This is a genomic window from Elstera litoralis, from assembly GCF_000963705.1.
Classification (GTDB): Bacteria; Pseudomonadota; Alphaproteobacteria; order Elsterales; family Elsteraceae; genus Elstera; species Elstera litoralis.
In genome coordinates, this window is the sequence record NZ_LAJY01000704.1 from 1 (window position 1) to 896 (window position 896).

Genomic DNA, 896 nt, shown 5'->3' on the forward strand with positions numbered 1-896 from the left:
GTTCAGCTTGACTTGGGTTTCAAACAGCTTTTGCTGCGAGGCGAAACCTTTGCTGGCGAGTTCCTCATATCCCGTTAGGGCTTTGGCCAGCCAATCGACCTGTTTTTTACTGCTCTCGATACTATTTTCGAGCTCGCGGCGCTTCTGAGTTAGTTGCGCATTTATATCGGTACGATTCTGCCGTTGGAAATCGATCACCCGCTGCTGGCGGCTCCGAAGATTGTCCAAATCAGCTTGCGCCGCCTCCATCTGTTGAACGAGATCGGGCTGTTCAATTTGCGCCACCCGCTGGCCTTGCCGCACCAAGGATCCCCGTTCGACAAAAAAAAAGGCTGTCACCCGCCCCCCGGCGACCGATTCGATATCCTTCACCCCCTCGGCGGTAATGAGAATACCGCGCGCCTCGACCTTAAACGGCACCGGAATGAGAAAGCTGAACCCCACCGCAGCCGCCACAAGGGACAGCATCGTTGCCAGCAAAATCCACTGCGGCGCGCGGACGATGTGAACCCCAAGATCCAAACTATCGGGGCGACCGGCTTTTTCTAAGGCTGTCCGCCGGAACGGGCTCGCGGGGGTCGATGGAGATGTGTCGCTCATGCACGCGCCTTGTCAGCAAATCAGGACCGATGAACCGCCACCGGGAACAGCGGTAGCCCATCGACCCGAAAACCTTAGAACCAACTGCTAATTTCATCGGCGACTGTCGACAGTACACCCTTATCGGTCACAACTTCGGTTAGGCGCGCGTATTCCGTTTGAAGATTTGCCGTAATCTCGTCGAATGATTTCTGCATACTTTTCAGCTGATCCGCATTTCCGGATAACAACCGCTCCATGAGTTGCGACGCCTCAAGACTGGCCTCCATCAAGCCCCGCTCCAGCGGTGTTGCGTC

General features: G+C 55.9%; 2 protein-coding genes. Both read right to left on the reverse strand.

Annotation, left to right across the window (positions count from 1 at the left end; all coding sequences use genetic code 11):
- The coding region (locus VZ95_RS19140; RefSeq protein WP_198148409.1) for an HlyD family secretion protein at positions 1-600 on the reverse strand (600 nt) is incomplete at its 3' end.
- Positions 601-674: 74 nt separating this feature from the next.
- On the reverse strand, positions 675-896 hold a 222-nt coding region (locus VZ95_RS19145), incomplete at its 5' end, for a hypothetical protein (RefSeq protein WP_232302757.1).